This is a genomic window from Lysobacter sp. Soil_C_15 (assembly GCF_057657315.1).
In genome coordinates this window covers 829,312-856,031 of sequence record NZ_JBDGIR010000001.1, presented here as the reverse complement: position 1 = coordinate 856,031, position 26,720 = coordinate 829,312, and the positions used below count along the sequence as shown (strand labels likewise).

At 70.0% G+C, this 26,720-nt stretch carries 23 protein-coding genes; 18 read left to right on the top strand and 5 right to left on the bottom strand.

Going from position 1 to position 26,720, the window contains the following annotated elements:
- Positions 1-311 precede the first annotated feature (311 nt).
- The 8 genes from AC3A57_RS03660 to AC3A57_RS03625 all read left to right on the top strand — a co-directional run bounded on the left by AC3A57_RS03660 (position 312) and on the right by AC3A57_RS03625 (position 9,981).
- The gene (locus AC3A57_RS03660) at positions 312-593 is read left to right on the top strand and encodes a hypothetical protein (protein WP_487577618.1); all 282 of its coding nucleotides are present in this window, start codon (positions 312-314) and stop codon (positions 591-593) included.
- 313 nt (positions 594-906) lie between these two features.
- Complete coding sequence (locus AC3A57_RS03655) at positions 907-2,337, top strand: MBL fold metallo-hydrolase RNA specificity domain-containing protein (protein WP_487577617.1); 1,431 nt, start codon at positions 907-909, stop codon at positions 2,335-2,337.
- 141 nt (positions 2,338-2,478) lie between these two features.
- On the top strand, positions 2,479-2,928 hold the full coding sequence (locus AC3A57_RS03650; RefSeq protein WP_487577616.1) for a CBS domain-containing protein: 450 nt from the start codon (positions 2,479-2,481) through the stop codon (positions 2,926-2,928).
- Positions 2,925-3,761 (top strand): SDR family NAD(P)-dependent oxidoreductase, encoded by an 837-nt coding sequence (locus AC3A57_RS03645; RefSeq protein WP_487577615.1) that lies wholly within the window; start codon positions 2,925-2,927, stop codon positions 3,759-3,761. Before AC3A57_RS03650 ends, AC3A57_RS03645 begins: the two co-directional genes overlap by 4 nt.
- A gap of 154 nt (positions 3,762-3,915) precedes the next feature.
- A complete protein-coding gene (locus AC3A57_RS03640) occupies positions 3,916-5,466 on the top strand; it encodes a thymidine phosphorylase family protein (RefSeq protein WP_487577614.1) in 1,551 nt (516 codons plus the stop codon).
- Entirely contained in the window at positions 5,463-6,371 is a 909-nt protein-coding gene (locus tag AC3A57_RS03635; RefSeq protein WP_487577613.1) for a ribose-phosphate diphosphokinase, read from the top strand. Before AC3A57_RS03640 ends, AC3A57_RS03635 begins: the two co-directional genes overlap by 4 nt.
- Positions 6,368-8,851 (top strand): phosphoketolase family protein, encoded by a 2,484-nt coding sequence (locus tag AC3A57_RS03630; RefSeq protein WP_487577612.1) that lies wholly within the window; start codon positions 6,368-6,370, stop codon positions 8,849-8,851. The genes AC3A57_RS03635 and AC3A57_RS03630 overlap by 4 nt, the downstream gene beginning before the upstream one ends.
- Before the next feature lie 35 nt (positions 8,852-8,886).
- The gene (locus tag AC3A57_RS03625; protein WP_487577611.1) at positions 8,887-9,981 is read left to right on the top strand and encodes an acetate/propionate family kinase; all 1,095 of its coding nucleotides are present in this window, start codon (positions 8,887-8,889) and stop codon (positions 9,979-9,981) included.
- Here AC3A57_RS03625 and AC3A57_RS03620 read toward each other — a convergent pair.
- A complete protein-coding gene (locus AC3A57_RS03620) occupies positions 9,978-12,512 on the bottom strand; it encodes a cation-translocating P-type ATPase (protein WP_487577610.1) in 2,535 nt (844 codons plus the stop codon). The two genes, AC3A57_RS03625 and AC3A57_RS03620, sit on opposite strands and share 4 nt — an antisense overlap.
- A 365-nt stretch (positions 12,513-12,877) precedes the next feature.
- Here AC3A57_RS03620 and AC3A57_RS03615 point away from each other — a divergent pair, with 365 nt between their 5' ends.
- From AC3A57_RS03615 to AC3A57_RS03600, 4 genes are all read left to right on the top strand, one after another.
- Positions 12,878-14,557 carry an ABC1 kinase family protein gene (locus AC3A57_RS03615; protein WP_487577609.1) on the top strand — a complete coding sequence of 560 codons (1,680 nt, stop codon included), beginning with the start codon at positions 12,878-12,880 and terminating at the stop codon, positions 14,555-14,557.
- A gap of 90 nt (positions 14,558-14,647) precedes the next feature.
- On the top strand, positions 14,648-15,004 hold the full coding sequence (locus AC3A57_RS03610; RefSeq protein ID WP_487577608.1) for a DUF4377 domain-containing protein: 357 nt from the start codon (positions 14,648-14,650) through the stop codon (positions 15,002-15,004).
- Between the two features lie 159 nt (positions 15,005-15,163).
- Positions 15,164-15,709, top strand: a complete 546-nt coding sequence (locus AC3A57_RS03605) for an N-acetyltransferase family protein (protein ID WP_487577607.1) — start codon at positions 15,164-15,166, stop codon at positions 15,707-15,709.
- A 30-nt stretch (positions 15,710-15,739) separates the two neighbouring features.
- A complete protein-coding gene (locus tag AC3A57_RS03600; RefSeq protein ID WP_487577606.1) occupies positions 15,740-16,114 on the top strand; it encodes a low affinity iron permease family protein in 375 nt (124 codons plus the stop codon).
- A 1-nt stretch (position 16,115) separates the two neighbouring features.
- Here AC3A57_RS03600 and AC3A57_RS03595 read toward each other — a convergent pair whose 3' ends face one another.
- Together AC3A57_RS03595 and AC3A57_RS03590 are read right to left on the bottom strand one after the other, a co-directional pair.
- Complete coding sequence (locus AC3A57_RS03595; RefSeq protein ID WP_487577605.1) at positions 16,116-17,363, bottom strand: MgtC/SapB family protein; 1,248 nt, start codon at positions 17,361-17,363, stop codon at positions 16,116-16,118.
- A gap of 22 nt (positions 17,364-17,385) precedes the next feature.
- Entirely contained in the window at positions 17,386-18,222 is an 837-nt protein-coding gene (locus AC3A57_RS03590; RefSeq protein ID WP_487577604.1) for a universal stress protein, read from the bottom strand.
- A 179-nt stretch (positions 18,223-18,401) separates the two neighbouring features.
- Between AC3A57_RS03590 and AC3A57_RS03585 the strand changes: the two genes are divergently transcribed.
- Positions 18,402-19,052, top strand: coding sequence for a BON domain-containing protein (locus AC3A57_RS03585; RefSeq protein WP_487577603.1), 651 nt, complete (start codon positions 18,402-18,404; stop codon positions 19,050-19,052).
- A gap of 342 nt (positions 19,053-19,394) precedes the next feature.
- Here the strand turns inward: AC3A57_RS03585 and AC3A57_RS03580 are convergent, their stop codons facing one another.
- The gene (locus tag AC3A57_RS03580) at positions 19,395-19,787 is read right to left on the bottom strand and encodes a nuclear transport factor 2 family protein (protein WP_487577602.1); all 393 of its coding nucleotides are present in this window, start codon (positions 19,785-19,787) and stop codon (positions 19,395-19,397) included.
- 515 nt (positions 19,788-20,302) lie between these two features.
- On the opposite strand from AC3A57_RS03580, the gene AC3A57_RS03575 reads away from it, so the two are divergent.
- The 5 genes from AC3A57_RS03575 to AC3A57_RS03555 all read left to right on the top strand — a co-directional run bounded on the left by AC3A57_RS03575 (position 20,303) and on the right by AC3A57_RS03555 (position 24,814).
- Entirely contained in the window at positions 20,303-20,821 is a 519-nt protein-coding gene (locus AC3A57_RS03575) for a hypothetical protein (RefSeq protein ID WP_487577601.1), read from the top strand.
- A gap of 153 nt (positions 20,822-20,974) precedes the next feature.
- The gene (locus AC3A57_RS03570) at positions 20,975-21,355 is read left to right on the top strand and encodes a peptidoglycan DD-metalloendopeptidase family protein (protein WP_487577716.1); all 381 of its coding nucleotides are present in this window, start codon (positions 20,975-20,977) and stop codon (positions 21,353-21,355) included.
- A gap of 437 nt (positions 21,356-21,792) precedes the next feature.
- On the top strand, positions 21,793-22,638 hold the full coding sequence (locus AC3A57_RS03565) for a LytR/AlgR family response regulator transcription factor (RefSeq protein ID WP_487577600.1): 846 nt from the start codon (positions 21,793-21,795) through the stop codon (positions 22,636-22,638).
- Between the two features lie 102 nt (positions 22,639-22,740).
- The gene (locus AC3A57_RS03560) at positions 22,741-23,493 is read left to right on the top strand and encodes a TraB/GumN family protein (protein ID WP_487577599.1); all 753 of its coding nucleotides are present in this window, start codon (positions 22,741-22,743) and stop codon (positions 23,491-23,493) included.
- Positions 23,494-23,800: 307 nt separating this feature from the next.
- Positions 23,801-24,814, top strand: coding sequence for a hypothetical protein (locus AC3A57_RS03555; protein WP_487577598.1), 1,014 nt, complete (start codon positions 23,801-23,803; stop codon positions 24,812-24,814).
- A gap of 241 nt (positions 24,815-25,055) precedes the next feature.
- Here AC3A57_RS03555 and AC3A57_RS03550 read toward each other — a convergent pair whose 3' ends face one another.
- Positions 25,056-26,699, bottom strand: a complete 1,644-nt coding sequence (locus AC3A57_RS03550) for an MFS transporter (protein WP_487577597.1) — start codon at positions 26,697-26,699, stop codon at positions 25,056-25,058.
- Between the last annotated feature and the right edge of the window lie 21 nt (positions 26,700-26,720).

The following is a 26,720-nucleotide window of genomic DNA, read 5'->3' as shown; positions in this document are numbered from 1 at the left end:
TCGGTGCCGGCGGCCGCAGGCGTCCAGGCGCATTCTGCACCAGTGCCGCGGCGGCGATCCCGGCAGTCGCGGGGCCGGGCGGCGGCCGGGGCGAACCGGGCGGCGGCGCGCGTGCTAGGGTTTCCAGGCCGCGAGCGCAGGAGCGCTTCTTTCCCCTAAGCAGCGGCGAACGCGCGGCAGCCACCGGTCCGCGTTCGCGCTCAGGCCGTGGCTCGTCGTCCCGGGGGCCGTTGGAACTCTCCGGCATCTGCGTTTAACACGGCGGTCACGATCGTTCCGCAGCCTCCAAACTTCAACCGCAAGGAGCAGGTATGAAGATGAAGAAGTATCGCGCCGCAGGCGCCGCCTTCCTGATGTCGATCGTGTTCAGCGGCGCCGCCCTCGCGGACCGCCACCACTACCAGGTCATCGGCGAGGGCTACGGCCACGACCGCGACCAGGCGTACGAAGCCGCGTCGTACTACGCGCAGCAGGCGTGCTACCTGGGCTGGGGAGAGTCCACTCAGGAGGAAACGATCCTGGTCGAAGAATTCCAGCCGGCGACCGGCTACTGGTACGTCAAGCTGGCGCAGGGCTGTTTCTCGGACGACTGAGTAGCAGGAGTCGGGCAGAGCGCTTTTCCGTAGGTCCTCGCGGACAAGCGCTGCGGCCCGGGACGCCGGTCCGGGCCGGCGATGGCTGCCGGTTCGCGCCCGGCCGATATGCCGGGCGGGCTGGCGAGCCATGGTGCCATCCGCAGCTCGGCGGGCCGGCGGAGCCTCGGTCGGCTTCGCCGCGCGCAAGAAGCTTGATTTGGATCAAGCCCGCCAGCAGCGGGAGCGAGCTAAGTGAAGGCGGCATCAGAAGGCCCGAGGATCCCGTCGGCCTCCTGGACACCGGTCTCTCGACCGCCTGGGCGAACTCGCGATGGAAGCGACCTTCAATCTGCCGGACTCCCGTTTCCGCCTGACGTTTCTCGGCGCGACGCAAACGGTGACCGGATCCCGGTACCTGATCGAGGCCGGCGAGCGGCGCATTCTGGTCGACTGCGGCCTGTTTCAAGGCTACAAGGCGCTCAGGCTGAAAAACTGGGCGCGCTTCCCGATGGAGCCCGGCTCGATCGACGCCGTGGTCCTGACCCATGCGCATCTGGATCACAGCGGCTACCTTCCCCGCCTGGTGGACGAGGGGTTCAAGGGCACGATCTGGTGTACGCCGGCCACCCGGCGCCTGTGCGGCATCCTGCTGCCCGATTCGGCCCGTCTGTTGGCGGAAGAGGCGAGCTACGCCAACCGCAAGCAGACCACCAAGCACCGCCCGGCGCTACCGCTGTACGACGAGGCGGCCGCGCTGGCCTGCCTGCGGTTGATGCGAACCGTCGAGTTCGCGCAGCCTTTCGAGCCGGTCGCGGGAGTGAAGGCGAGTTTCAGGAGCCAAGGCCACATCCTGGGCGCGGCGGCGGTCAGCCTGGAACATCGCGGGGTGAGGATCACTTTCAGCGGCGACATCGGCCGGCCTTTTGATCCGGTGATGAGCGCGCCGCAACCGCTGGATCGCGCGGACTGGGTGGTCACCGAGTCGACCTACGGAGACCGCGAGCATCCGCCTGTCGACTTGCGTCGGGAGCTGCGAACGGCTCTGCTCCCGGTGCTGCAGCGCGGAGGCGTCGCCGTGATTCCGGCGTTCGCGGTGGGGCGCGCCCAGTCCTTGCTTCACGTCATCGCCGAACTGCAGGACGCCGGCGAACTGCCGCCGGCGCCGGTGTACTTGAACAGCCCGATGGCGACCGATGCCACTGCCTTGTACGCACAGTATCCGCAGCAGCTTCGGCTCAGCGCTGCGGACCTGGAGCGGATGCGCAGGAACACCCATATCGTGAACAGTCCGGAGGAGTCGAAAGAGCTCAACCGGCGCAAAGGACCGATGGTGATCGTGTCGGCGAGCGGAATGGCGACGGGCGGGCGCGTGCTGCACCATCTGATCGCGTTCGCGCCGGATCCGAACAATGCGATCGTGCTGTGCGGCTACCAGGCCGGCGGCACCCGCGGCGCCCTGCTGGCGCAAGGGGCGAAGTCCCTGCGCATTTACGGGCAGGAGATAGCGGTCAGGGCACAGGTGCTCCAGCTCGAGTCGGCCTCGGCGCATGCCGACGCCGCGGAGATCCTCGCTTGGCTGGCGACGATGAAAGCCGGACCGCGCGGTGTGTTCGTCACTCACGGCGAACCGCAGGCCGCCGACAGGTTGAGGCTGCGCATCGAGCAAGAACTGGGCTGGAGGGCCTTGGTTCCCGAGTTCGGCGCGCGCGTCGACCTGAACTCGGCCAGCGCCGAGCCCACCACCGCGCTCGCGATCGATTAGGTGCGCCGATGGACCGCGAACAACGCCATTTGCCCTTGGTGCCCCGCGCCGAAGACGCGCCGGTCGGCCGGCGCGCCAGCGCATCGAGGCCGGCGTGCGCCCGCGTCGCACCATGCGGTCGCGACAACCCGGAGATCAGCCATGCGAGTGCGTGACATATGTCGACAACAGATGCACTTGATCGGGCCTGGCATCACCGCGCGCGCCGCCGCCGAAGCCATGCGCGACGCCCACGTCGCTACCTTGCTGGTGGCCGACGAGGCCGCGGGCGAGCCGGCCTTGCTCGGGATGGTGACCGACCGCGACCTGGTGCTCAGGGTCATGGCGGTGGGAGCGTCCGCCGAGGCGGTTGCAGTCGCCGACGCGATGACCCGGCAGGTCGTAGTCTGCCGCGACGACCAGGATATCGCCGACGCGATCCGCCTCATGCGCTCGAGCGGCGTCCGCCGCCTGCCGGTGCTCGACGCCGCCGGCCGGCCGATAGGACTGGTCACCGCCGACGACCTGTACTCGGCCTTGGCCGCGCAGATGCGCGATCTGGGGCAGATGACGTTGAAAGAGCGCGTTCACGAACTCGAATCGTTCGAATGAACGATGCGCCGAAGGCCGTGCAGGTGAGCGCGGCCTCGGCGCGAATGTCAGGAGGCCACATGAACCGCGTCAAAGGCAAAGTCTGCGTCGTTACCGGGGCCAGCCTGGGGATCGGCTGCGCGTGCGCCAGGCGCCTGGCCGAAGAGGGCGCGAGCGTGGCCCTGTTCGATGTCGTGGACGAACCCGGGCATGCGCTGGCGGAGGAGCTGCGCTTCCGCGGGGCGCAGGTCCGCTACTGGCGCGTCGACGTAACCGACGAGGCGTCGATTCGGGACGCAATGGAATCGGTCGGCGAGACCTTCGGCGGCGTCGACGTGCTGGTCAACAACGCCGGCATATCGGGCGTGAACAAGCCGACCCACGAGATCACCGAGGAGGAGTGGGACCGGGTCCAGGCCGTGAACGTCAAAGGCGTGTTCCTGTGCACCAAACACGCGATTCCCCCTATGCTGCGCGCCGGCCAGGGCAGCATCATCAACCTTTCTTCCATCTACGGCTTGGTCGGCGCGCCGGACGTGCCGCCGTACCACGCGTCGAAAGGCGCGGTGACCCTGATGACCCGCACCGATGCATTGCTCTACGCGCCGAACCGGATCCGGGTCAACAGCGTGCACCCCGGCTATATCTGGACGCCGATGGTCGTGAACCATCTGCGCGCCAACGGCGTGGACGACCTGGATCGGGCCCGCGAGGAACTGGGGCGGCTTCACCCGCTGGGGCATGTCGGCGACACCGACGACATCGCCTGGGCCGTGATCTATCTGGCCTCGGACGAGGCCAAGTTCGTCACCGGCGCCAGCCTGGTCATCGATGGGGGCTACACGGCGCGCTAGCGGCTGCCGGATCGGACGATTCGCCGGCAAAGCCGCGCACTTCGCCGGGCGCGCTGTCGCGAGCCGACCGGTCCGCGGCCGCGGTCGTTGACCAGGATCAATAGCGGCGATCGCGAAGCGGGTAGGTTCGGACGAAAACTCGCTCGGCGCCCTCATGCACGCGATCGATCCCAGTCCCGTAGCCGTTTCGCCGTGGCAGGCGCCGATCCGGCTTCCCGTGCGCAGAGCGGGCATCGACACCTACCGGCAGCCCGTGCTGTACCTGCACAGGGACTGCCCCGTCTGCCGTGCCGAGGGCTTCGCAGCCCTGACCCGGGTCAGGATCAGCAGCGCCGGGCGCGATGCGGTGGCGGTGCTGAACGTGGTCACCGGCGACTGGCTCGGACCGCACGAAGCCGCCGTATCCGAAGCCGCCTGGCAGGCCCTGCGTCCCGAGCCCGGCGCCCTGGCCGAGTTCGCCCACGCCGATCCGGCGGAGTCCAGCGGGCTGTTACGGGCCAAGGTCTACGGCGTCCGCCTGGGCGAGCGGGAATTCGCCGCGGTGCTGCGCGACGCCCTGGCGGCGCGCCTGTCGGACATCGAGCTCGCGGCCTTCGTCACCGCATGCGCCGGCGATCGCCTGGATCTCGACGAGTGCACGGCGTTTACCCGGGCGATGGTCGCGGCCGGCGATCGGCTCGACTGGGGGGCCGGCCCCGTGCTGGACAAGCATTGCGTCGGCGGGCTGCCCGGCAACCGGACCACGCCGATCATCGTCTCCATCGTCGCGGCACTGGGATATCGCATCCCCAAAACCTCCTCGCGCGCGATCACCTCGCCGGCGGGCACGGCCGATGTGATGGCGACGATGACTTCGGTGGATCTGGAACTGGGCGACTTGCGCCGGGTCGTCGAGCGCGAGGGCGGTTGCCTGGCGTCCGGCGGAAAAATCCGCCTGAGTCCGGCCGACGACGTGTTCATCCAGGTCGAGCGCCCGCTCGACATCGACAGCGGCGGGCAGATGGTCGCCAGCATCCTGTCCAAGAAGGCGGCGGCCGGTTCGACTCACGTGCTGATCGACATCCCGGTCGGTGCGACGGCCAAGATTCGGACGCCGGCCGCAGCCGACGCTCTCGCCCGCCGCTTGGCCCTGGTCGGCGAGGCGGTCGGACTGCGGGTGGGAATCCACCTCTCCGATGGCCGGCAGCCGGTGGGCTGGGGCATCGGCCCGGCGCTGGAGGCCCAGGACGTGTTGGCGGTGCTGCGCGGCCTGCCTCAGGCGCCGCGCGATCTGCGCGAGCGCGCCCTGGACATCGCCGGAGCGGTGCTTGAGCTGCTGCCGGAGTCGCGTCCCGGGCGAGGTCGCGAGGCGGCGGCGCTGGCGCTCGAGTCCGGCGCGGCCTGGGAGAAATTCGTCGCGATCTGCGAGGCGCAGGGCGGCTTTCGCGAACCCGGCCGGGCGCGTTTCACCCAGGCGTTCGTCGCGCCGACGGCGGGCCGGATCGCCTGCATCAACAATCGCCTGCTGGCGCGCGTGGCCAAGCTGGCCGGCGCTCCGAACGATCCGACCGCCGGGGTGGTGTGCGCGCTGCGCGAAGGCGACTGGGTGGACGCGGGCGCTCCCTTGTTCGTCGTCCACGCCGAGGCCCGCGGCGAACTGGCCTATGCGTTGAGCTATGCCAGCAGCCATGCCGACATCCTGTCGATCCGGAGCGATCCGGCATGAACACGGTCCTACTGCCGCTCGCCGAGGATCTGCCGATGGCCACGGCGCTGGCCGCGCGGCTGGGGGCGCGGGTCGGCGCTTTGCGCTGGACTCGCTTCCCCGATGCGGAGTCGCTGATAAGCATCGACCGGGAGATCGGCGGCGCCGACGTGGTCTTGGTCGCCAGCCTGAACCAGCCCGACCGCAAGGCGCTGCCGCTGCGCTTCGCCGCCGACACGGCCCGGGCACTGGGAGCGCGCAGCGTCGGCCTGGTCGCCGCGTATCTGGCGTATATGCGCCAGGACCGCCCATTCCATCCCGGCGAGGCGGTCAGCGCGCGGGCGTTCGCGCGGTTCCTCGACGAGAGCGTCGACTGGTTGATCACCGTCGACCCGCATCTGCATCGCATCAAGCGCCTGGACGGCGTGTTCCGGATTCCGGCCGATTGCGTCTCCTCGGCTCCGTGGTTGGCCCGATGGATACGCGAACGGGTCGAGCGGCCGATGCTGATCGGTCCCGACGAGGAAAGCGCGCAGTGGGTGGAACGCATCGCGGCAGAGGCCGGCGCGCCGTACCAACTGCTGAGCAAGATCCGGCACGGCGCCGCCGAGGTCGAGGTCAGCCTGCCCGACCTCGGGCGGCTGCGAGACCGCACGCCGGTGCTGGTCGACGACATCGTTTCCACCGGAGGCACTTTGCGCACGGTGCTCGGGCAGCTGCAGGGCCGGTGCGAGCCGGCGGTCTGCGTGGTGATCCATCCGTTGTTCGTCGGCGACGCCTTCGAATCCCTGTATCGGGCGGGCGCGCGCCTCGTCGCGAGTACCGACTGCGTTCCCCATGCCAGCAACGCCATCCGCCTGGACGAGCCGATCGCCGCGGCGATCGCCGCGCGATTGGCCGCACCGCCCGCGCAGGCCGCGTCATGACCTACGACGAAACCCCGGACGAGGCGCTCAGGGCCTGCGCGACCTGCGCGGATCTGGCTGCGCCCCAGCGCCGGCAGGTCGCCGCCGCCGCCGCGGCGCATCGGCGCAGCGATCCGGCCTTCGCCGCCTGGGCCGCCGGTTACGGCGTGATCGCCCACGATCCGCTGACCCAGGTCCGCATTCACGCCCTGGTCGAATCGTTGCGGGCGCAAGGCAGGATCGCCGATGCCGAGGCCGGCTATCGGATCCTCGCCGCGGCCGACCGGCTGGCCAGCGCTGCGATTTGGTTGGTCGTGCATATGACCTACGCGGCCCGGGTCAGGCTCGACGGCTCGGATCTGGCGAAAACGGATTTCAAGCCCAGTCCCGAAGGCCACACCGGAGGTTCGCTGAACATGGTGCCGGCCTACGTCGCCTACCTGGCGATCGACGCGCTGACCGGGCACACGCGGGCCTGGATGATGGGGCAGGGGCATTGCGTGGCGGCGATCGATGCAGTCAATCTGCTGGTCGGAAACATGAGCGCCGAGCACGCCCGGCGCTACCGCCTCGACGAAGCCGGCCTGAGCCGCTTCGTCGACGACTTCTACGCCTACCGGACCCGGCCGGACGGGCATCCCGAGTCGCCTCTGGGCTCGCACGTCAACGCCTTCACGGCCGGCAGTCTGCAGGAGGGCGGCTACCTGGGCTTCGCCGAGCTGCACTACGTCCACGCGCCTTTGCCCGGCGAGCGGCTGGTCGCCTTCCTCAGCGACGGCGCGTTCGAGGAGCAACGCGGCAGCGATTGGGCGCCGCGCTGGTGGCGCCCGCACGACTGCGGCCTGGTCGCGCCGATCATGATCTTGAACGGCCGCCGCATCGAACAGCGCAGCCAGATCGCACAGCAAGGCGGCGGCCACTGGCTGCGCGCCCATTTGCGCCTCAACGGTTTCGAGCCGGTCGGTCTGGACGGTCGCGATCCCGCCAGCATCGCCTGGGGCGTCCACGAAATCGAACTGCGCCAGCTCACCCGGGTCGCCTCGTACGCGAGCGCCGGATTCGATACCTGCGCGCCGCTGCGCTACGGCATGGCCGAGGCGCCCAAGGGGTTCGGTTTCCCGGGCGCCGGAAGCAACCGTGCGCACAACCTTCCGTTGCCCGGCAACCCGGCCGAGGACGAGGATTCCAGGCGCCGCTTCAACGCGGCCTGCAGGCAGCTCCGCGTCGCCGACGCGGAGCTGCGCGATGCGGTTGCGGCGTTGCGCAACCATGCGGGCAACGGCCGGCCGCTCGAACGCGATCACCCTCTGGCGACGCGTCGCGTGCCCATCCCGGAACTGCCGCCGCCGCGATGGCGCGCGAGCGGCGAGAACGCGTCGCCGATGGCGGCGCTGGACGAGTGCTTCGTGGAGATCGTACGGGCCAACCCGCAGCTGCGCGTCAGGGTCGGGAACCCGGACGAACTGCGCAGCAACCGCCTGGACCGCAGCCTGGATCTGCTCAAGCACCGGGTGCAGTCGCCGGAGGCGGGCATCGCCGAGGCCGAGGCCGGCGCCGTGATCACCGCGCTCAACGAGGAAGCGGTGGCGTGCGCGGCGTTGGCCAACAAAGGCGGCATCAACCTGATCGTCACTTATGAGGCGTTCGCGGTGAAGATGCTGGGCGCGGTCCGGCAGGAACTCATCTTCGCCCGCCAGTTGCGCCGGGCCCGGCGGCCGCCGGGCTGGTTGTCGGTGCCGTTGGTGCTGACTTCGCATACCTGGGAGAACGCCAAGAACGAACAGTCCCACCAGGATCCGACCCTGTCGGAAGTCCTGCTCGGCGAGATGCAGGACACGGTGCGCATCCTGTTTCCGCCGGACGCCAACGCCGCGCAGGCGGCGTTGCAGGCGGTCTATGCCGAGCACGGCGGCATCGTCGCCTTGGTGGTGCCGAAACGGGAATTGCCCGTCCTCCTCGACGGCGCGCAAGCGCAGTCCCTGCTGCGCGACGGCGCGCTGCTGCTCGAGCGCGCGCACGACCCCGAGATCGACCTGGTGGCCACCGGCGCCTATCAGCTCGGCGAAATGTCGTTGGCTTGGCGCCGGCTCCGCGCGCACGGCGTGCGGGCCAACCTGATCTATCTGGGCGAGCCCGGGCGATTCAGGACGCCGCGCGACGAGCAAGAACTCGAGCGCGTCCACGACGACGAAACCGTCCGCCGCTGGTTCGCGCCCGGGCGGCCGCGCGTATTGCTGACTCATACGCGCCCCGAACCGATGCTGGGAGCGCTGCGCCGGCTGGACGACGGGCCGGCGCTGACTGCGGCATTGGGCTACCGGAACCGCGGCGGCACGCTCGACACCCAGGGGCTGATGTTCGCCAACCGTTGCACCTGGGCGCACGCGTTGGCAGCGGCGGCGGGGGTGATGGGACAAGCACCGTCGGCCTGGCTGTCGCCGGCCGAATATGCCGCGACCTGCGGCCTGGCGCGGCCGGACGTGTTGTGGGAACAGAGCTAGTCAATCCGATCCGGCCCGCGCCGCGAGCCTGCCTGGTGCTCAATCTGGGCTCGGCGACTCTGAAGGCCGCCTGGTATGCGGGATTCGAACTGCGCCCGGACGCGAGCCCGGTTCCGCTGCGGCGCATCGAACTGGCGCTGGCCGCCGATGGCGGCCCCGAATCTTTGCTCGCGTCGGCGGTCGACGCCCTGGAGCTGCCCGGCGCGCCGGCCTGGGTGGGCCACCGGCTGGTCCACGGCGGCGACGCGGAGCGAGCGCGCGCGCTCGATGGCGCGGAGCTCGACCGATTGCAGGCACTCTCGCTTCTGGCGCCGCTGCACCAGCCGGCGGCGCTGGCGCTGGTGGGCGCAGTATCGCAGCGGTGGCCCGACACGCCCCAGTACGCCGCTTACGACACGGCATGGCACCGCAACCTCCCGGAGAACACCAGGCGGTTGCCCGTATCCGAGGAATGGCACGCCTTGGGCATACGGCGATACGGCTTTCACGGACTCGCATTCGCCTCTGCGGTGCAGGAACTGGACCGGGCCTGCAACGGGATCGGCAGCGATCGGATCGTGCTCGCCCATCTGGGCGGCGGCGCCAGCCTGTGCGCGGTCCGTGCCGGCGACAGCCTGGACACCAGCATGGCCGTCACGCCGCTGGACGGGGTGCCGATGACGACCCGTAGCGGCAGTCTGGACCCGGGCGCGCTGTTGTATCTCCTGCGCCGCGGCGCGACGGCCGAAGAGCTGCAGGAGGCGTTGTACCGCCGTTCCGGGCTGCGCGGCATATCAGGCGAAACCGGCGATGTCCGCCGGCTGCTCGCCTCCGCCGCCCCGTCCGCGGCCCTGGCGCTGGATCTGTTCGCCTTGCGCGTCGCCCAAGCCGTCGCCGCGATGGCGACGCGCCTGGGCGGCATCGACCACCTGGCGTTCTCCGGCGGCATCGGCGCTCGCTCCGCGCCGGTGCGCTCGTCGATCGCGGCCTATCTGGCCTGGCTCGGGATCGCACTGGACGAAACCGCCAACCGCAGCGGCAGCCCGCGGATCGAAGCCCGCGGCAGCACCGCGCGGGTCTGGCGCGTCGACGTGGACGAAGAAGCGCAGATCGCCCGCGAATGCCTGCGTGCGCACTGCGCGCGCGCCTAGCGCCGGCGCCTGCGGGAGCCGGCGTCGATCAAGCCCAGTCCCGCCAGCGGCGCCAGGAACGCGAGCGCCGACCCGGCCACCGGCGGCGGCGAGAATCGGAACCAGATCCCCAAGGAAGGGACGTGCGTGATCAGGACCAGCGTAGCGAGCGCGCAGCAGACGATGGTCCAGAACGCCGGATTCCAGCGCCAGGTCCAGCGGCGATCGCCTCGACTGCAGTTCATTGCGACCAGCCCCAGGTTGCCCGAGATCAACGCGGTGAAACAAAGCGCGGCGAGCTGCGATGTGGCCAGCGTCGCCGAGCGGCCCAGTACGTAGACCGCGGCGATGGCGGCGAATACTGCGAGTCCGGCGCCCAGGCTGCCGAACAAGGTGCGCCTGTCCAGCAGGCGCTGCGACGGCGGCCGGGGCGGCCTGCGCATGACCCCAGGGTCGGCAGGCTCGCGCTCGAAGACCAGGGTGGACGCCGGGTCGATGATCAGTTCCAGGAATACCACGTGCAACGGCATGAGCACCGGCGCGGCGCCGAACAGCAAGGGCAGCAACGCCAGTCCGGTGATCGGCACGTGGACGGCCAGAATGTAGCGGATCGCGCGAACGATGTTGTCGTAGATCACCCGCCCCTGGCCGATGGCGCGCACCACGGTGACGAAGTCGTCGTCCAGCAGCACGATCGAGGCCGCCTCCCGGGCGACATCGGTGCCGCGTCCTCCCATCGCCACGCCGACATGAGCCGCCATCAGCGCTGGCGCGTCGTTGACTCCGTCGCCGGTCATGGCGACGACTTCGCCGGCGCGCTTCAGCGCTTCGACCAGGCGCAGCTTGTGCTCGGGCTTGACCCGCGCGAACACGTCCGTATCTTGGATGCGGCGCATCACCGCCGCGTCGTCGAGTCGCTCCAGATCGGCGCCGAGAGCGACGTCGCCGCATCGGTCCACGCCGGCTTGAGCGGCGATGGCGCGCGCCGTCGCTACATGGTCGCCGGTCAGCATGACCACCCGCACACCGGCGGCGCGCGCTTGGCCGATGGCTTCGGCCACCCCGCGGCGCAGCGGGTCGACGAAGCCGAGCAGCCCGAGCCATTCGAACTGGAATTCGCGCGGCGACGTCGGCAGCGCCGCCGGGCCTGGAGACCATGCCGCCGCGGCGACGGCGATGACCCGCAAGCCGCGTCCGGCCATGCGCTCGACCGCGCGCAGGACCTCGTCCGTCCGTTCCGGCGACAGCCGGCATAGGGCCGCGATCGTTTCCGGCGCACCCTTGCTGGCGATCGCCAGCCCGCGCGCATCCGGGTCGTGCCAGACGTGCGTGGTCGCGAGCAGGTCTTTGCCGAACGGGTACTCGCGGATCCGTACCCATCCCGGCGGTGGCGCCAGCGCGGCCGCCGCCGCGCGGATCGCCTGCTCCATCGGATCGAAGGGCCGGTCCGGGCAAGCCCGGTCGGCGGTCCGCAACAGCCGGCGTTGCGCGGCGGAGGACAAGCTGTCGGGCCGAGCCGCCCCGTCGGCGGCGATCAGCTCGGCCAGGGTCATCCGGTTCTCGGTGAGGGTGCCGGTCTTGTCCGTGCACAGGATCGTCACCGAGCCGAGCGCCTCGATCGCCGGCGCGCGGCGGACCAGCGCCCGGTGCCGCGCCATGCGCCAGCCACCCAGCGCCAGGAACACGGTCAGCACTACCGGAAACTCCTCCGGGATGTTGGCCATCGCCAGGGTGACGCCTGCCAGAAGCCCCTGTAGCCATCCGCCATGGACCGCGACATACAAACCGGTCATCAACCCGCTGACCAACAGCCCCAGCGTTGCGAACAGCGCCACCGCGCGGCGTATTTCCAATTGCATCGGCGTCGGCGGCGGGCGCTGGATCCGCAACTGCGCGCCGATCCGGCCGATCGCGGTGGCGCTTCCGGTCGCGACCACCTCGGCCGTGGCATGCCCGCGCACCACCAGGGTGCCTGCGTGGATCCGGTTCGACTCTGCGTCCGCCGCCGCGCCGGCCTGGCGCCGAACCGGCATCGACTCCCCGGTCAGCATCGACTCGTCGAGCATCAGGTCGTAGTCGTCCACTACCCGGGCATCGGCCGGAACCCGGTCGCCTTCGGCGACGGCGATGACGTCGCCGACCACCAGCTCCTGCGAGGACACGACGCGCATGTCGCCGTCGCGCAGCACCCGTGCGCGCGGGCTGCTGAGGTCGCGCAGCGCCTGCAGCGCCCGCTCGGACCGGTACTCCTGGATCACGGTCAGGGCGATCACCAAGCCGACCGATGCGAGCAGCACCGAGGCCTCGCGCGGGTCGCCCAGCAGCAGATACAGCCCGGCTGCGGCGAGCAACAACAGCAGCATCGGTTCCCGGACCACGCCGACGGCGATGCGCAGTGCGTTGCGCCGGTCCGGTTGCGGCAGGCGATTGGGGCCGTCGCGCTGCAGCCGCCGAGCCGCCTGCGCACTCGATAGCCCGGGCGGGGCGGCAGGCTCGCTGGCGGAGTGGGATATCGTCATGCTCGCTCCAGGTACAGCGAACGGCGCGGTCACCGCCGGCTGGCGCGGGCGTCCCCTCCTGCCTCCTGGCGGCGGGATCGGCCCCGCGCGGCAGCGCCCAACCTGCCGGCACAATCGGCGCCGATCGGCGGGAACGAACCAGCCGATAGCGCTATCGCAGGCGGCCCAGGCAGCCATGGTCCCAGCGGTCCGGCATCGCCGCGTTGACCTGGGTCAAACCACCGTCGCGACGGCGGGCCGGCGAAGAGCCGCGGCTTCGGAAAGGGCGAAACGACCGGCGGCCCGGTAGTTGACCCAGATCAAAACCGGGTTCGGGCCGCGGCGCTCAACTGGCCGCGATGGCGGCCGGAAGGCGCGGTGACGCGCGTGGAGCGCCGCCGCGCAGGGAGTCGCCGGCGATGTGGGACACATTGGTAGCAGCGCACGACCTGGGCCGGCTGCAGACCCTGGTGGCGATCCTGGGCCGTTACGGATTCGGCGACATGGCCCGCCGCCTCGGCCTCGTGCGCGTACTGGCTCGCGCAGGCAGGGTGCTGCCGCTGGCGCAGTTGGAAGAACTGGTGGCCTTGCCGGCGCCGACCCGGGTCCGGCGCGCGATGGAGGAAATGGGGCCGAGCTTCGTCAAGCTGGGCCAGGTGTTGGCGACCCGGGTGGATTTGTTCCCGCCGGACTGGATCGCCGAGTTCAGTCGCCTGCACAGCACCGTGCCGCCGGTGCCGTTCGACGCCGTTCGGGCCGAGATGATTCAGGCGCTGGGGACCGAACCGGAGGCCGTCTTCGCCTGGATCGACCCGGCGCCGTTGGCCGCGGGATCCATCGCGCAAGTGCATCGGGCCAGGCTGCCGCAGGGGCAGGAAGTGGTGGCGAAAGTCCGCCGCCCCGGCATTACGCCGATCGTCGCCGCCGACCTGCGGCTGTTGCGTTATGCGGCTCGGAAGATCGAGGCGCGCTTCGTCGAAGCGCGCCGGTTCCATCCGGTCGAAGTGGTGCGCCAGTTCGCCGAGGCCTTGACCGACGAACTCAATCTGGCCTGCGAATGCCGGCATGCCGACCGCGTCGCCGCCGCCTTCGCCGGCGACGATCGAATCCTGGTGCCCACGGTGTATTGGGACTACACCGACGAACGCATGAACGTGCAGGACTTCGCCGACGGCGTGCCGGTCGCCGATCTTGCGGCGTTGCGGGCCGTCGGCGCGGATCGGACCCGGATCGCCCGCACCGGCGCGCAGGTGGTGCTGAAGATGGTCCTGGAACACGGCTTCTTCCACGCCGATCCGCACCCCGGAAACGTCCTGGTTCTCCCGGGCGGGCGTATCGCGCTGATCGATTTCGGCATGGTGGGACGACTGTCGAAAGAGCGGCGAGAGCAGGTGGTCGGCCTGCTGTTCGGTCTGGTCGAGCGCGACGCGCAACGGGTCGCCGAGGTGCTGCTGGATTGGACTCAACGGTCCGACATCGACGAGGAGTCGTTATGCGCGGATGTGGAAGGATTCGTCGATCGCTATCACGGGGTGCCGTTGGGCCGGCTCGATCTGTCCGCCATGTTGCTGGATACGATGCAGATACTGCGCCGGTACGGTCTCGCCTTGCCGGCCGACCTGGCCATGCTGGTCAAGGTGTGCCTGACCCTGGAGGGGATGGGGCGGCTGCTGGATCCGGGGTTCGATATGGCCAGCCAGGCCCAGCCTTTTCTGCGCCGCGCGATCGCCGTGCAATTCGGCCCGGCTGCGGTCGCCAGGCGCAGCGCACGCGCCTTCGCCGATGCCGCGAACCTGATCTCCGCATTGCCGCGCGATCTGGGCAGGCTGATGCGGTCCGTGAAATCGGGGCGTGCGCGCCTGCATGTCGACCTCGACCAGGTCGGCGAATTCAGCCGGCAAATGGCCCATTCGGCCAATCGCTTGGCCGGAAGCATGGTGATATCGGCGCTGATCGTCGGCTCGTCGATCGCCATGACCGTCAAGGGAGGGCCGACCTTTCTGGGCCTGCCTGTGTTCGGCCTGCTGGGCTTCGTCGGCGCTTCGTTGCTCGGCATATGGCTGCTTTCGGCGATTTTCCGCAGCGGCGGCGGCAAATAGGGACCCCGCGCAGGGCGGCGGACCGCGTGGGGCGAGCCCGTCGTTAGCGATCGCGCCCCCGAGCTTTGCGACGAATCCGGGAGGCTGGCCATGGGCATTCGAACACTTGCTGTCGCCGCGATTGCGTTGTCCGCGAGCGGTTGCTTCTCGCAGATCCTGCTCGACGGCGCACCCGCGCACGACGCATCGCGCATCGCGGGCGGGGTCGGGAAACGGGTCGAGGTGGTTCAAAGCCGGGACTGCGTCGGCGTCGAGCACGTGCGCTATCAAGTGCGCGAGCGCGCCGGCAACCGGTTGATACGCCGCTGCGCCAAAGTGCACGGGTTCGACTACCGCCCGGGGTCCGAGTACGTGCTGCAGGTCCGCGAGCTGCCGGCTGCGTCCCCGGCCGGTGGCAGCCTGGTGCTGGAGCGCGTGGTCGAGCAGCGGCCCGCCAGCAGCGAATAACCGCCCCCTGGGTCGGAATCGAACGCGGCCCGCCAGGACGGGCCCCGCGTCTCGCTATCGCTGGCCCGGGCACCGCCGACCAGCGCCGGACTTGACGCGGATCAATCGGACGCTTGCCGCGGAGGCTAGGCTGGCCTTGTCGATCCCGGAGCCCAAACCATGGACCCGATCTCCGCCGCCTCCTCTGCCTCCGGCCTGCCGCATCGGCAAACGCTGCGCGACGGCCGCGTCGTCCACATCCGCGACATCGCGCCGACCGACCGGGCCGCAGAGCGCGCGTTCATCGAAGGACTGTCGGAGCAGTCGCGCCGCCATCGCTTCCTGGCCCAGCTGAAATCGCCGGACGATCGATTGCTCGACTCGTTGGTGAACATCGACGCCCGGCGCGAGACCGCCCTGGTGGCGGTCGTATCGGACTACGGCACCGAGCGGATCGTTGGCGCAGCGCGATTCAGCATGGAGTCGCCGGACGCGGTCGACGGCGAATGCGCGGTAGTGGTCGCCGATGAATGGCAGAATCAGGGGCTGGGCACGGCGCTGATCCAAGACCTGGCCGAGCGAGCCAGAGCCCGCGGTCTGCACCGGATGTATTCTGTGGATCTCGCCGGCAACGCCGACATGCACGAACTGGCGTCGCACTTGGGATTTCGCGCTCGTATTGATCCTGGCGATGCAAGTTTGACCATTCATGAGCTCGTATTGTGAGCGCCGAGCTCGATTCGGCGAAGACGCCTTATGTCCACGACGCGCGCTTTTGATCGTCTCGCCAAGCACTCCGCCCGATTCGCAGGACGTCCCGCAGCTTTCGGAATCGCCGGCGGGGCCATTTGCGTCTGGTGGGCGGTCGGACCGCTGTTCGGGTTCTCGGATACCTGGCAGTTGGTAATCAACACGGCCACAACCATCGTCACATTCTTGATGGTGTTTTTGATTCAGAACACTCAGAGCCGGGACACCGAGGCGATCCATATCAAGCTGGACGAACTCATTCGCGCCACCAGGCAAGCCAATAACGCGCTGATGGATATAGAAGAGTTGGACGAGGAATCCCTCGATGCGTTCCGCCGCCGCTACGAAGAGCTTGCCGAGCGGACACGAAAGCGCCGATGAATTACCAGGCCGACAGCGCGGCGCCGAGAGCGAACGCCGCCAGCATCGCCGCCACCCCGGCCGTCACCCGCCCTGCGTAGGCCGCGCCTCCACGCGCCAGCGCGAGCAGGCACTTCATGGCGCCGTTGACCGCGAACGCGCCGAACAAGCCGTAATGCGCCAGGCGCGCCTCGCCGCCCTGGGCGACCCATTGGGCCGCGGCGGCCGCGGCGGCGTGCACGTCGGCCAGTCCGGCGAGGCTGAGCACCCACGGCAGACTCGTCGGCCCCAGCCAGGCCCGCAACAGCGCGGTGGCGACCAGCACCGTAGCCAGCAGCGCCGAAATCCGTAGCGCCGCCCACAGGTCGTAAGGCCGTCCTGCCACCGCCGGCGCGGCCTGCTCCTTCAGCGCGGCGACGGCGCGCGCCGCCAGCCAGGCCGCCGCCAGCGCGGCCAGGCCGGCGCCGACCAGGGCCGGCGCCGCCCAGGCGAGCAACACCGGCGAGATCAGCCCCAGCACCAGCGCCAACTGCAGCACGGTCGCTATGTTCGACATCAACGCGGCGCTGGCCGCCAACGGTGCCTGCGCCGGGGTGGCGCGGGCGCGCTCGGCCATGGCCGCGATGGTGGCGGTGCTGGACACGAAGCCGCCGGCCAGGCCGGCGACCGGCAACCCGGCGCGCGCGCCGAACACGCGCGTGGCCAGATAGCCGCCGGCGCTGATCGTCATCACGCCGACCGCCAGAGTCCACAACTGATGCGGGTTGAACGCGTCCCACGGATCCAGCGCACGGTCGGGCAACAGCGGCAGGACGACGAAGGCGCAAGCGGCCAACAGCAGCAGGCCGCGCAGTTCCTCGTGCCCTATCCATTGCCGGCTGAAGCGGTGCAGGCGCTCGCGCGCGGCCAGCAGCACCGCGAGGATCACGCCGAGCGCCGCGGACACCGCGGCGGCGCGCATCGCCAGCGCGCCGATCAGGAAGGTCAGCAGCCAGGCGGCTTCGGTGGTCAGGCCCGGATCGTGTTCGCGCGTGCTCAGATAGCCGGCGACGACCAGCGCTCCCAGCGTCGCTCCGGCCACCAACAGGCCGACCTCGCCCAATTGCATCGAGGTGGCGCCGATCAGCGCGCTGAGGGCGAAGCTGCGTATTCCCGCCGGCTGGCGCGCGGCGCGGCCGCGGTGGGCGCGCTCGCGCTCCAGTCCGACCAGCAGGCCGACGCCCAGGGCGACGCCCAGGCCGACCAGCGACGGCGGAGCGGCGCTCGACATGGCGTTCAGAAGGCCGGCTTGCTCAATGCGCGTAGAGCACGGGTTGATCGGCGCCGATCAGCAGCTCGCGAGTGACCCCGCCCAGCGCCCACTCGCGCAGGCGCGAATGGCCGTAGCCGCCGGCGACCAGCAACTGCGAGCGACTGTGGCGGGCGTACTGGAGCACGCGCTGGGCGACGGTCTCCTCGCCTGCCGGACGCGCGACCCAGGACGCTTCGACCCCGTGCCGGCGCAGATAGGCGATCATGCGCCGCCCGGAAGGCTCGGCATCTGGCGTCTTGCCGTCGTCGATCGCCAGCAGGTCCACGTTTTTTGCGCCACGCAGCAGCGGCAGCGCCGCGCGCACCGCGTGCGCCGCTTCGCGGGTCGGCTGCCAGGCGATCGTGATGCAGCGGGTCGGCGCTTCCGCCGCGCAGCGCGGCGGCACCACCAGCACCGGGCAGCCGGCCTCCAGCAGCAGACTGGAGAAGTATTCGCGGGGCACCGCCGACTCCACCGTATCGCCGATCGCGCCACCGAGTACCACCAGATCGCAATCGTAGCTTTCTCGGGTCGCTGCACGCGGCGCGCCCATGCTCATCGCTTCGACGGTGCGGGCCTCCCAATCGATCGTTTCGGCAGCCAGGCGCTCGCGCAGCGCCGCCAGCCGGGCGCTGCCGCGGTCGCGCAGATCGGCATGCGATTGCGCGGTCACCGGGTCCGGCATCAGCCCCCAAGGATCGACCACCGGCGGCGGCAGGTCGATCATGACCAACACCGACAGATGTGCGCCGTGGAGCGCCGCCAGACGGACGGCCAGGTCCAGCGCGTCGGCGTCGCCGTCGCGGTCGACCAGGGGCAGCAACAGACTCTTGTACATGGCGCCGCTCCTCGTGCGGTCCGGATACGGTCATTGCACGCCCACGGCGCGGAGGAATCCTGATTTGGATCAACAGATCCTCGTCTCGCCAAAAGCTGAACGCGAGCCGGCTTGACCGGAGTCAGTGGCCGGCCGGGGCGGCCGGCGCCGACTGTAGGCCCCATCCACGGGTCAAGGCCATGAACAGCGAGAGATTGAGGAAATACGTGCTGGAGGAACTGGGGTTCGATCCGCGCGTCGACGCCAGCGGCATCGGCGTCGGCGTCGAGGACCGCATCGTCCGTCTTACCGGTCATGTCCACACGCTGGCGGACAAGTACGCCGTGGCCAACGCCGCCGCCCGGGTCAAGGGCGTGCGCGGCGTGGTCGTCGATGTGGAGGTCCGCTGCAAAACCGAATCCTGCCCCGACGACGAGGTCATCGCCAGGCGCGCCGCGGAGGTGCTCGCCTGGGACACGACCTTGCCGCCGGGCGCCGTCACCGTCGTGGTCGAACACGGAAAATTGCTGCTGACCGGGACAGTGGACTGGCAGTACCAGCGCAGCCGCGTCGAAACCGATCTGCGCCGTCTGGCCGGGGTTTCGTCGATCGACAACCGGATACAGATCCGCAAAGCCAACTGCCGCCGCGACGTGAAACAGTCGATAAAACAGGCGATGCGCCGGCGTGCCGATCTGGAGTCCGAACATATCCGGGTGGAGGTGGACGAGAAGGGCGAAGTCGTGCTGAAAGGGAAGGTATCCGACTGGCGAGCCCTCAACGCCGTCGAAGACGCCGCCTGGCTGGTGGCCGGGGTTCGGGCCGTGGATAACCGGGTCCGGGTGCGTTGATGCTCTGGCGCTGTCGATCGTCCGGCGGCTATCCGGCTGATGGCGGCGTCGCTGCTTCTGCAGCTGCGGACTCTCGCGGCGCGGCGGGTTAGTGCCGCGAGGGGCGTCCCGGTGCGCCCGCAACCGGCCAGAGCAGCGCTGTGCCTCCGGTCGGTCGCCCGCGCACCTGCGCTTCGCCGCGCTATCTGCCCTTCAATGGGGCGACTCTCAGAGCCTCCGTCTCCGCCTCGCTGACCCAAGCTTCGCTGGATGCCTGATGCAGGCGGGGACGCGCCGCTATCCGCGGCAGCCGCGGATGGAGTCTCGCGCAAGAGCCCGCTGGCGCTCGCGCGCGCGAGCTCGCTAGTGGCTGGAGGAGATCGGGCTTTCGGTATGCATCACGCATTGCCAGCGGTCGTCGACCTTGAGCCAGGTGGAGCTGTCGTAGACGTCCATCTGTGTTTTCCTGCCGTCCGCCTCCACCGTCTGGGCCACGCGATAGGTGGCGATCGCCACATCGTCGGTCGGAAACAGGACGTCCATCTCCGAGATGCGGTAGTCGAGCAGCTTCATCCGGTCGCTGCGGGCCATCTTGGTATAGGCGGCATGGTCGAACTTGTTGACCCCGTGCGCGCTGACCATCAGGGCCGGCTCGGTGAGCAGCTCGGTGGCCGTTTTCGGCTGCCCGTCCACGATGGATTTCCAGAACGCTTTCTCCAATCGCTCGATCGTCGATTTTTGCGATGACGCGCTCATAACCGGCCTCACTCTGAGCGGGGCGCCTAGGCATAACTCCGGCGCCGTTTTCCGACTGTGACCGGAGCGAGAAGCGGTTCATAACAATCGCCCGCTGATCGCCCCTGGCTTGCTTCGTGGGCGTATCGCCGACGACTCGCCGAGGCAAGATTGATCCCAGACACGGATTAGCGAGTGGCTGCATTGCTACACTTCGCCGGACTTAAGCCCGAATAGGGAACGTGCCGAACCGGAGCGTGTGGACCCGTTCGCCTATGTCGTCCACCCGATGAACGACGCACTACTAAGCTTTCAATCGAGACGGCCGATCGCATCGTGCATGAACCTGCTTGGCCGGCGATCCACGCGGCGTTCTCTGGCGTGCAGCGGGTGTAGTTTGGACCCGTCGAAACCGTCCGCCGCCGGGAGCGATGGCGGCTTGTCCGCCATCGCTGCACCAGGACGCGATGCGTCGGTGCGTTAGCAACAACTCGCAGCGCGGATCGAGGCATGCCCTCCAGCACAGGAGATCGATCATGAAGGTTCTTCGACACCTCGTCGCGACGGCCTGCCTGCTGGCTGCGACCGCCGCGTCCACCATGCCGCAGACGAAATCCGAGGCGACCGGTCCTCAGCCGGCCAAAAGCGCCGGACAGGACGAAGCCTCCCTCCGTGCCGGCCGCGAGTTGTCGCGGCTGTTCCTGGACGGCAAGGCCGAGGAGGTCTGGTCACGGTTTTCACCGAAGATGCGCCAGGCGGTGCCGGACGCCGAAACGCTGGCCGCATTCCGCACCCAACTCGGCACGCAGTTCGGCGAGGAGCAGGCGCCTATCTCGGAGACGACCCGCGAGGAAGGCGGAATCCGCGTGTATCTGCGCACCGCGCGCTGGAGCAAGGCGCCTGTGTCCGTGGCGATGCAATGGGCGATCGGCGCCGACGGGCGGGTCGAAGGCTTCTACGTCCGCCCCGCGCAGCCGACGAACAAGGCCGCCGCTTCGCCTCATCTCGACTACGAGACCAAGGCGGCGCTGCGGCTGCCGTTCGAGGGCGGGTGATTCGTCGCCTGGGGCGGACGGTCGCTCGAGCAGAACTATCATGCCGCGAGCCCGGACCAGCGTTTCGCCTACGACTTCCTCAAGCGCGTCGACGGCAGCAGCCATCGCGGCGACGGCGCCCAGCTCGCGGACTACCACTGCTGGAACCAGCCGATACTCGCTCCGGCGGCCGGACGCGTGGTCGCCGCGGTGGACGGCCTGCCCGACCAGGCGATCGGCACCACCAACACCGACGCGCCGGCAGGCAACCACGTCATGCTCGATCTCGGCAACGGCGAGTACGCGCTGCTCGCGCATTTTCGCCAGGGCAGCGTGCAGGTCGAAGCGGACGACCGGGTCGCCGCCGGCGACGTGCTCGGCCGCTGCGGCAACAGCGGCAACACCAGCGAACCCCACCTGCATTTCCACCTGCAGGATTCGCCACACTTCGGCCAGGGCGCCGGCCTGCCGGCATTCTTCAACGACTACGCCGCCGACGGCCGCCGCGTCGCCCGCGGCGAGCCGCAGCGCGGCCAGTCCATCTCCGTGCGATAGCCAATAGCAGCGCGCTTTTTTCCCAGGCGGGTTTGTCCGAATTCCCCGGGGGATTTCAGGCACGATCGCCCATCCGGGACGAGCGGGATATACCGCGCGACGGCTTCCGGCGAATCGCTGAGAACGGTGCTCCCGCCCTGCTGTTCCCTTGCACGGTGCGCGTGGGCGTCGTCTCGAAACCGCAACCCGACGCCCGGATTGGCCCAGCCGTCGTCGCCGCGTCCGACCATGCAAACTCGGGTTTCGTCCGGCTCGTGCCGTTCGGCATCAATGCCCCATCCGGGCGCTGCGGCCGACGGCTGCCGCCGCAGCACGCCTAGGCAGCCCGCCAGCGCGCGAACCGCTGTTAGTTCCCCAGCGCAGTCGGGAGCAGGTTACAAGCAACGCAAAACCTTGCAGACTCCCCGCTCCGAGTTCCCCGAGCGGATCGAACCTTGATGCGAAAGCAGTGGGGCACGCTTCGAACCCTGATCGAGGCCCGTCTGCCCGCGCCCGGCGCGCGACCGATCCTGGTGGGCGTGGCGGCGTGGGCGTTTGTGACCCTGGTCAGCGCGGCCCAGGGGCAGGCGTTCGCCGCCTATCGGGGCCGCCCCCAGGATTGGTGGGCGACGCTCGGTTATACCGCTGCGATATTTTCGGTCTGGGCCGCGTTGGCGCCGGCCATACTGGCAGGGGCCGAGCGGTTGCTCGCGACCGGTTGGAGCAGAGGGCTGCAGTCGGCCGTCGCCGTGCTCGGGTATCCGGTCGCGACCGGACTGCACGTGGCCCTGTTCGTGGTTGTTTTCTGGCCCGTCTACGGGGTGGGGCTGCCCGGCCCGTCGGCGATGGTCTGGCCGGTGGTGATGGCCAACGTGGACAAGGCCGCGTTCGCCTATGCCGCCCTGATGATCGTCGTGCTGGTCCGCCGGCACCTGCGCCGGCGCCCCGGCGCCGCCGAGCCGGCGCTGGAAAAGCCCGAAAGCGAGGGCCTCTGGATTCGCGTGGGCGCCGGCTCGCGCCTGGTCCGCTTCCAGGAGATCGACTGGATCGCCGCCGCCGGCGACTACGCCGAGGTCCACGCCGGCGGCCGCAGCCTGCTCATGGACCGGTCGCTTGCCGCCCTGACCGGCGAACTCCCGGCCGACTTCGCCCGGATCCATCGCGGCGCGATCGTGCGCCTGGACCGGATCTGCGAGGTGCGCAGCCTGGGCCGGGGCGACGCCAGCGTGGTCCTGCGGGACGGCCGCACGTTGCGTCTGAGCCGGCGCTACCGCGACAACCTCGCGACCTTCCTGGCCCGCTGAACCCGCTCGCCGACCGGGCGGTCCCGCTCGCAGAATTGTCCTGGCCCGTGCGCCCGGCCCCGGCTTAGCTTGCCTCCAGGTCCAGGAACGAGGTGCTTCGCCGTGCGCAACATGTACTCCGCTTTGCTGTTCGCTCTGCCCATGCTGCTGCTGGCGATCGGCTCGATCCAGGCCTTCGAGGCCGACGACCGGGTCGTGGTCATCGGCGCCCTGCATGGCCTGCATGATCGCGAGCCGGCGTTCGACCACGATCGTCTGCGCTCCGCGATCGAGGACTTCCGCCCGCAGGTTCTGGTCCTGGAGGTTCGGCCCGACGAACTGGCAGAGAGAAAGCCGACTCCGGGGCGGCCGGAATACCCGGCGGTCGTCTGGCCGCTTCTGGCCCGGATGCGGGTGGATGCCGTCGCCATGGAACCCGGCGGCGTTCTCTTTGAGGACATCACCCGCCAGGCAGGGGCGGCGCTCGAAGCGCTCAAGCAGCGCGACCCGGCCGGGGCCGCCGCCCTGTCCCGGCTGGACGCGGCGACCGAGGACGCGCTCGTGGCGTACTGGCGGCAGCCGGGGCAGGTCCAGGACGACCGGACCGCGGCGATCGCCGACGGCCTGCAGTCGGCCAGGTTCGCGTTGGCGGGCCCGCGCTTCGCGGCTTCGCAGGCCCGATGGGACGGCTACATGTCCAGCCAGGTGCGACGGGCGGTCCGCGACAATCCGGGCAAGCGGGTCATGGTCATCGGCAGCTACCGCAACCGCGCGTTGCTCGACCGGGCCGCCCGTGAGCTGGCTCCGCAGCGCGTCGTCGACGCGCAGGCTTGGATCGGCAAGGGGGTTCCGCCCGCGGGCGCGGGCCGAAACTGAGCCCGGCCCCGCATGCCGGCGATGGCGAGCGGCACCCCAGTACAGCGCATGCCCGGCGTTGGCGCTCGCGCTTCGAGGACCTGGGCTGTCCTCGATCGATCCATCGCGCGCACTCGGACTGTACAAGCGTGACGCACGGCCACCGGCGCATGAGGACCGGGCCGGATCATGGCGCCGGCAAGGACCCGAACCGCCGGTGAGTTGGCCGGCGCGGCCCGATCGGCCGCGCTGGCCTGCATGTCGCAGATGTATCGAGCTTCCGGGCCCTCGCGAACCTGGCCCGGCCCCCTCTTCTCGAGAGCAAGCCATGACGAATATCGGAAAACCAGCGCCCGACGCATCGCCTACCCCGATCGTCCGCACGTTCGCATGCGCCGCGCTGGTCGCGTTCGCCGGCACTGCCGACGCGCAGCAAGCGCTGCGCGGCTGGCAGCTGAGCCCCGCCAACACCGGCCTGGCCGCGCTCGGGCGGCATACCTGCGATTCCTTGCCGCGTTACACCGGCAACGCCAGGCTGCCGGCCGGCGCCCGGATCAGCGAAGTGCGCTTCGAGACGCCGCTGGACCTGTCCGCCGGCGACATCGTCATCGAGCGCTCGTGCTTCCGCCCGGCCTCGCTCAGCGAAGGCACCGCGGTGCTGACCACGACCGACTACACGCGCTGCATAGACGACGCCTGCCCACCGGCCAGGGGCCGGGTCGAGATCCGCGACTCGGAGATATCGGGCGCGCTGGTCCCGCAAAGGCGCATTTCGCGTTCGTGCGCGTTCCTCGGCGTGGGCATCCTCGAGCGCAACTATATCCACGACACCGGCAGCGGCATCTGCTTCTACAACACCGGCCCGCAATACGACGCCGTCGCCGACGGCAACTACGTTCACCGCCTGCGCTCGTACGGCACCGGCCCCAGCGCTTCGCACAACTCGGCCGCGACCGTGCGCGACTTCTCCACCGCCGCCAATCCTCTGCGGCGCATGCTGATCCGCAACAACCGCCTCGACATCCGTTCGGGCAACGACACCGGTTCGCTGTTCTTGCAGACCGCTGCCGACATCGACCAAGTCCAGGTCGAAGGCAACCTGTTCGAGGGCGAAGGCTACCAGCTGATCCTGGAGTCCCGCTGGGGCAACCGCTACGGCCGCGCACTGAGCGTGGTCGACAATCGCTTCAGCGGGACCGGCTACGGTTACGGCTACGTTTACGACGAGGGCGCGCGACTCGGTTATGGCTGGAGCCAATGGACCGACAACTACCGCAACGACCCCACTCAGCCCGGCCACCGCGGCGATGCGCTGGCCAATCCGGAACCTTACTCGGACTGACACGACAGCGCATCGCCGCTGCATCGGCCGGCCGGCACCGACGCTCGACAGCCCGGCGCAATGGCGGCGGCCATGCCGCCGCCGGATAGCGGAGATGACGGTTGCCCGCTCCGCCGGCTAGATCAAGCCGGGGGCGGCACGGCAAGACGCGTGCAGCCGGAGGGCTGTCGGTCCTCCTCGCGGCCGGTGCGTCGCGCGATCCGCGCGCGATGCCGGCGGTGCGACAGCGCGAGGCTCGATCTCAAACCGCGCAGTCGGCGGCGTCCTTGGGCTGCGCCACCGCCGCGCCGGGCGGGCCGCCCACGAAGTGGCGCACCAGTGGGCGGGAGTCCGGTTCCAGCAGACCGGCGATGCGCTGCTGCAGACTGCGCTCGTCCTCGGTCACGCGTTCGTGCAAGCGCAGGTGCTCCAGCCACGAACTGCCGACGAAGTATTCCAGATATACGCCGGGCGCCTCGGTGTCCTCGGCCACCGACCAGGCGATCGCGCCGTCGCGACGGCGGCTTCGGCCGAGCAAGGCCATCAGCTCGAGGAATTCGCCGCGCCGATCCGGGCGCACTTGATACTCGACGGTGACCAGGACCGGGCCGCGCTCGCCGGCGATCTCGGCCAACGGCAGCGGCTGCGGCCAATGGCCCGAGGGGGCGGTGTTGAGCTGCGCCGCCGGGCCCAGGCGGAAGCGCCGCAGCGCCAGCGCCGCGGCCGCTGCGCCGGCGGCGGCGATCGTCAGCGCGCGATCGCTGCCCCAATGCTGGGCCAGCGCTCCCCAACCCAGGCTGCCGACGGCCATGCCGGCGGAGAACACTACGATGTACAGCGACAGCGCGCGGGCCCGCACCCACGCCGGCACCGAGACCTGGGCCGCGATCTGCAACGAGGACAGCACGCTGATCCAGGCCAGGCCGTTGAGGACAGCGACCGGATACAGCAGGCGAACGTCGCGCAGCAGCGCCATCGCGAGCATGCAGCCGGCGTAGACGAAGGTCGCCAGCGCCACCAGGCGGTCGCCGTCCAGCCGCCGGCGTATGCGCGGCAAGCCGATCGCTCCCAGGATGGCGCCGGCACCGATGCAACCCAGCAACAGGCCGTAAGTGCCGGCGCTGGCGCCCAGTTCCTGCTTGACCACGATCGGCAGCAGCGCGGTCAGCGCGCTGGCGAAGAAGAAGAACCCGGCGGCCTTGATCAGCACCGCTTGCAGCACCGTGGCTTCGCGCGCGTAACGCAGGCCGGCCCGCAAGGCGGCGCCGAAATGCTCCGGAGGCAAGGCCGCGGCGGCGGCATTGCGCTTCCAGCGCGCCAACACCACGGCCACGCCGAGGAAGCTGACGGCATTGATCGCGAACGCCCAGCCGGCGCCGGCCTGCGCCACGATCAGGCCGCCCAGCGCCGGCCCGATCGCGCGGGCGATGTTCATGCTCAGCGACCCCAGCGCGACCGCCTGTCCGAGCATGCGGCGCGGCACCAACTCCGGTGTGGTCGCCTGCTGCGCGGGCATCGCCATCGCCGCTCCGCAACCGAGCAGGAAGGTCAGCGCGACCAGGCCCCAGGGGCCGAGCCGGTCGAAATGCGCGAGCAGGGCCAGGGCGGTGGCCGCGGCGAACATCCACAGTTGGGCGAGGATCAGGTAGCGGCGCCGATCGACGATGTCGGCCAGGGTCCCGGCGATCACCGCCAGCAACACCACCGGCAGCGTCGTCGCCGCCTGCACGGCCGCCACCATCAGCGGCGACTGGGTGGTTTCGGCCATGACCCAGGCCGCGGCCACGTCGTGGATCCAAGTGCCGATGTTGCCGGCCAGGATCGCCAGCCACAGCGCGCGGAACTCGGGCTCGCGCAGCGGCGCCCAGGGGCCTTCGGCGGGCGCCGGAGTCGATGCTTGGCTCATAGCGGCATTTCCTTTCTTGCG

Bases quoted from the DNA above. Each gene is read 5' to 3' on its own strand.
- AC3A57_RS03630 (WP_487577612.1), top strand. From the start codon at position 6,368: ATGACCTACGACGAAACCCCGGACGAGGCGCTCAGGGCCTGCGCGACC.
- AC3A57_RS03550 (WP_487577597.1), bottom strand. From the start codon at position 26,699: ATGAGCCAAGCATCGACTCCGGCGCCCGCCGAAGGCCCCTGGGCGCCG.
- AC3A57_RS03590 (WP_487577604.1), bottom strand. From the start codon at position 18,222: ATGTACAAGAGTCTGTTGCTGCCCCTGGTCGACCGCGACGGCGACGCC.
- AC3A57_RS03660 (WP_487577618.1), top strand. From the start codon at position 312: ATGAAGATGAAGAAGTATCGCGCCGCAGGCGCCGCCTTCCTGATGTCG.
- AC3A57_RS03565 (WP_487577600.1), top strand. From the start codon at position 21,793: ATGCGAAAGCAGTGGGGCACGCTTCGAACCCTGATCGAGGCCCGTCTG.
- AC3A57_RS03635 (WP_487577613.1), top strand. From the start codon at position 5,463: ATGAACACGGTCCTACTGCCGCTCGCCGAGGATCTGCCGATGGCCACG.
- AC3A57_RS03615 (WP_487577609.1), top strand. From the start codon at position 12,878: ATGTGGGACACATTGGTAGCAGCGCACGACCTGGGCCGGCTGCAGACC.
- AC3A57_RS03585 (WP_487577603.1), top strand. From the start codon at position 18,402: ATGAACAGCGAGAGATTGAGGAAATACGTGCTGGAGGAACTGGGGTTC.
- AC3A57_RS03600 (WP_487577606.1), top strand. From the start codon at position 15,740: ATGTCCACGACGCGCGCTTTTGATCGTCTCGCCAAGCACTCCGCCCGA.
- AC3A57_RS03555 (WP_487577598.1), top strand. From the start codon at position 23,801: ATGACGAATATCGGAAAACCAGCGCCCGACGCATCGCCTACCCCGATC.
- AC3A57_RS03580 (WP_487577602.1), bottom strand. From the start codon at position 19,787: ATGAGCGCGTCATCGCAAAAATCGACGATCGAGCGATTGGAGAAAGCG.
- AC3A57_RS03655 (WP_487577617.1), top strand. From the start codon at position 907: ATGGAAGCGACCTTCAATCTGCCGGACTCCCGTTTCCGCCTGACGTTT.
- AC3A57_RS03595 (WP_487577605.1), bottom strand. From the start codon at position 17,363: ATGTCGAGCGCCGCTCCGCCGTCGCTGGTCGGCCTGGGCGTCGCCCTG.
- AC3A57_RS03575 (WP_487577601.1), top strand. From the start codon at position 20,303: ATGAAGGTTCTTCGACACCTCGTCGCGACGGCCTGCCTGCTGGCTGCG.
- AC3A57_RS03650 (WP_487577616.1), top strand. From the start codon at position 2,479: ATGCGAGTGCGTGACATATGTCGACAACAGATGCACTTGATCGGGCCT.
- AC3A57_RS03645 (WP_487577615.1), top strand. From the start codon at position 2,925: ATGAACGATGCGCCGAAGGCCGTGCAGGTGAGCGCGGCCTCGGCGCGA.
- AC3A57_RS03610 (WP_487577608.1), top strand. From the start codon at position 14,648: ATGGGCATTCGAACACTTGCTGTCGCCGCGATTGCGTTGTCCGCGAGC.
- AC3A57_RS03605 (WP_487577607.1), top strand. From the start codon at position 15,164: ATGGACCCGATCTCCGCCGCCTCCTCTGCCTCCGGCCTGCCGCATCGG.
- AC3A57_RS03640 (WP_487577614.1), top strand. From the start codon at position 3,916: ATGCACGCGATCGATCCCAGTCCCGTAGCCGTTTCGCCGTGGCAGGCG.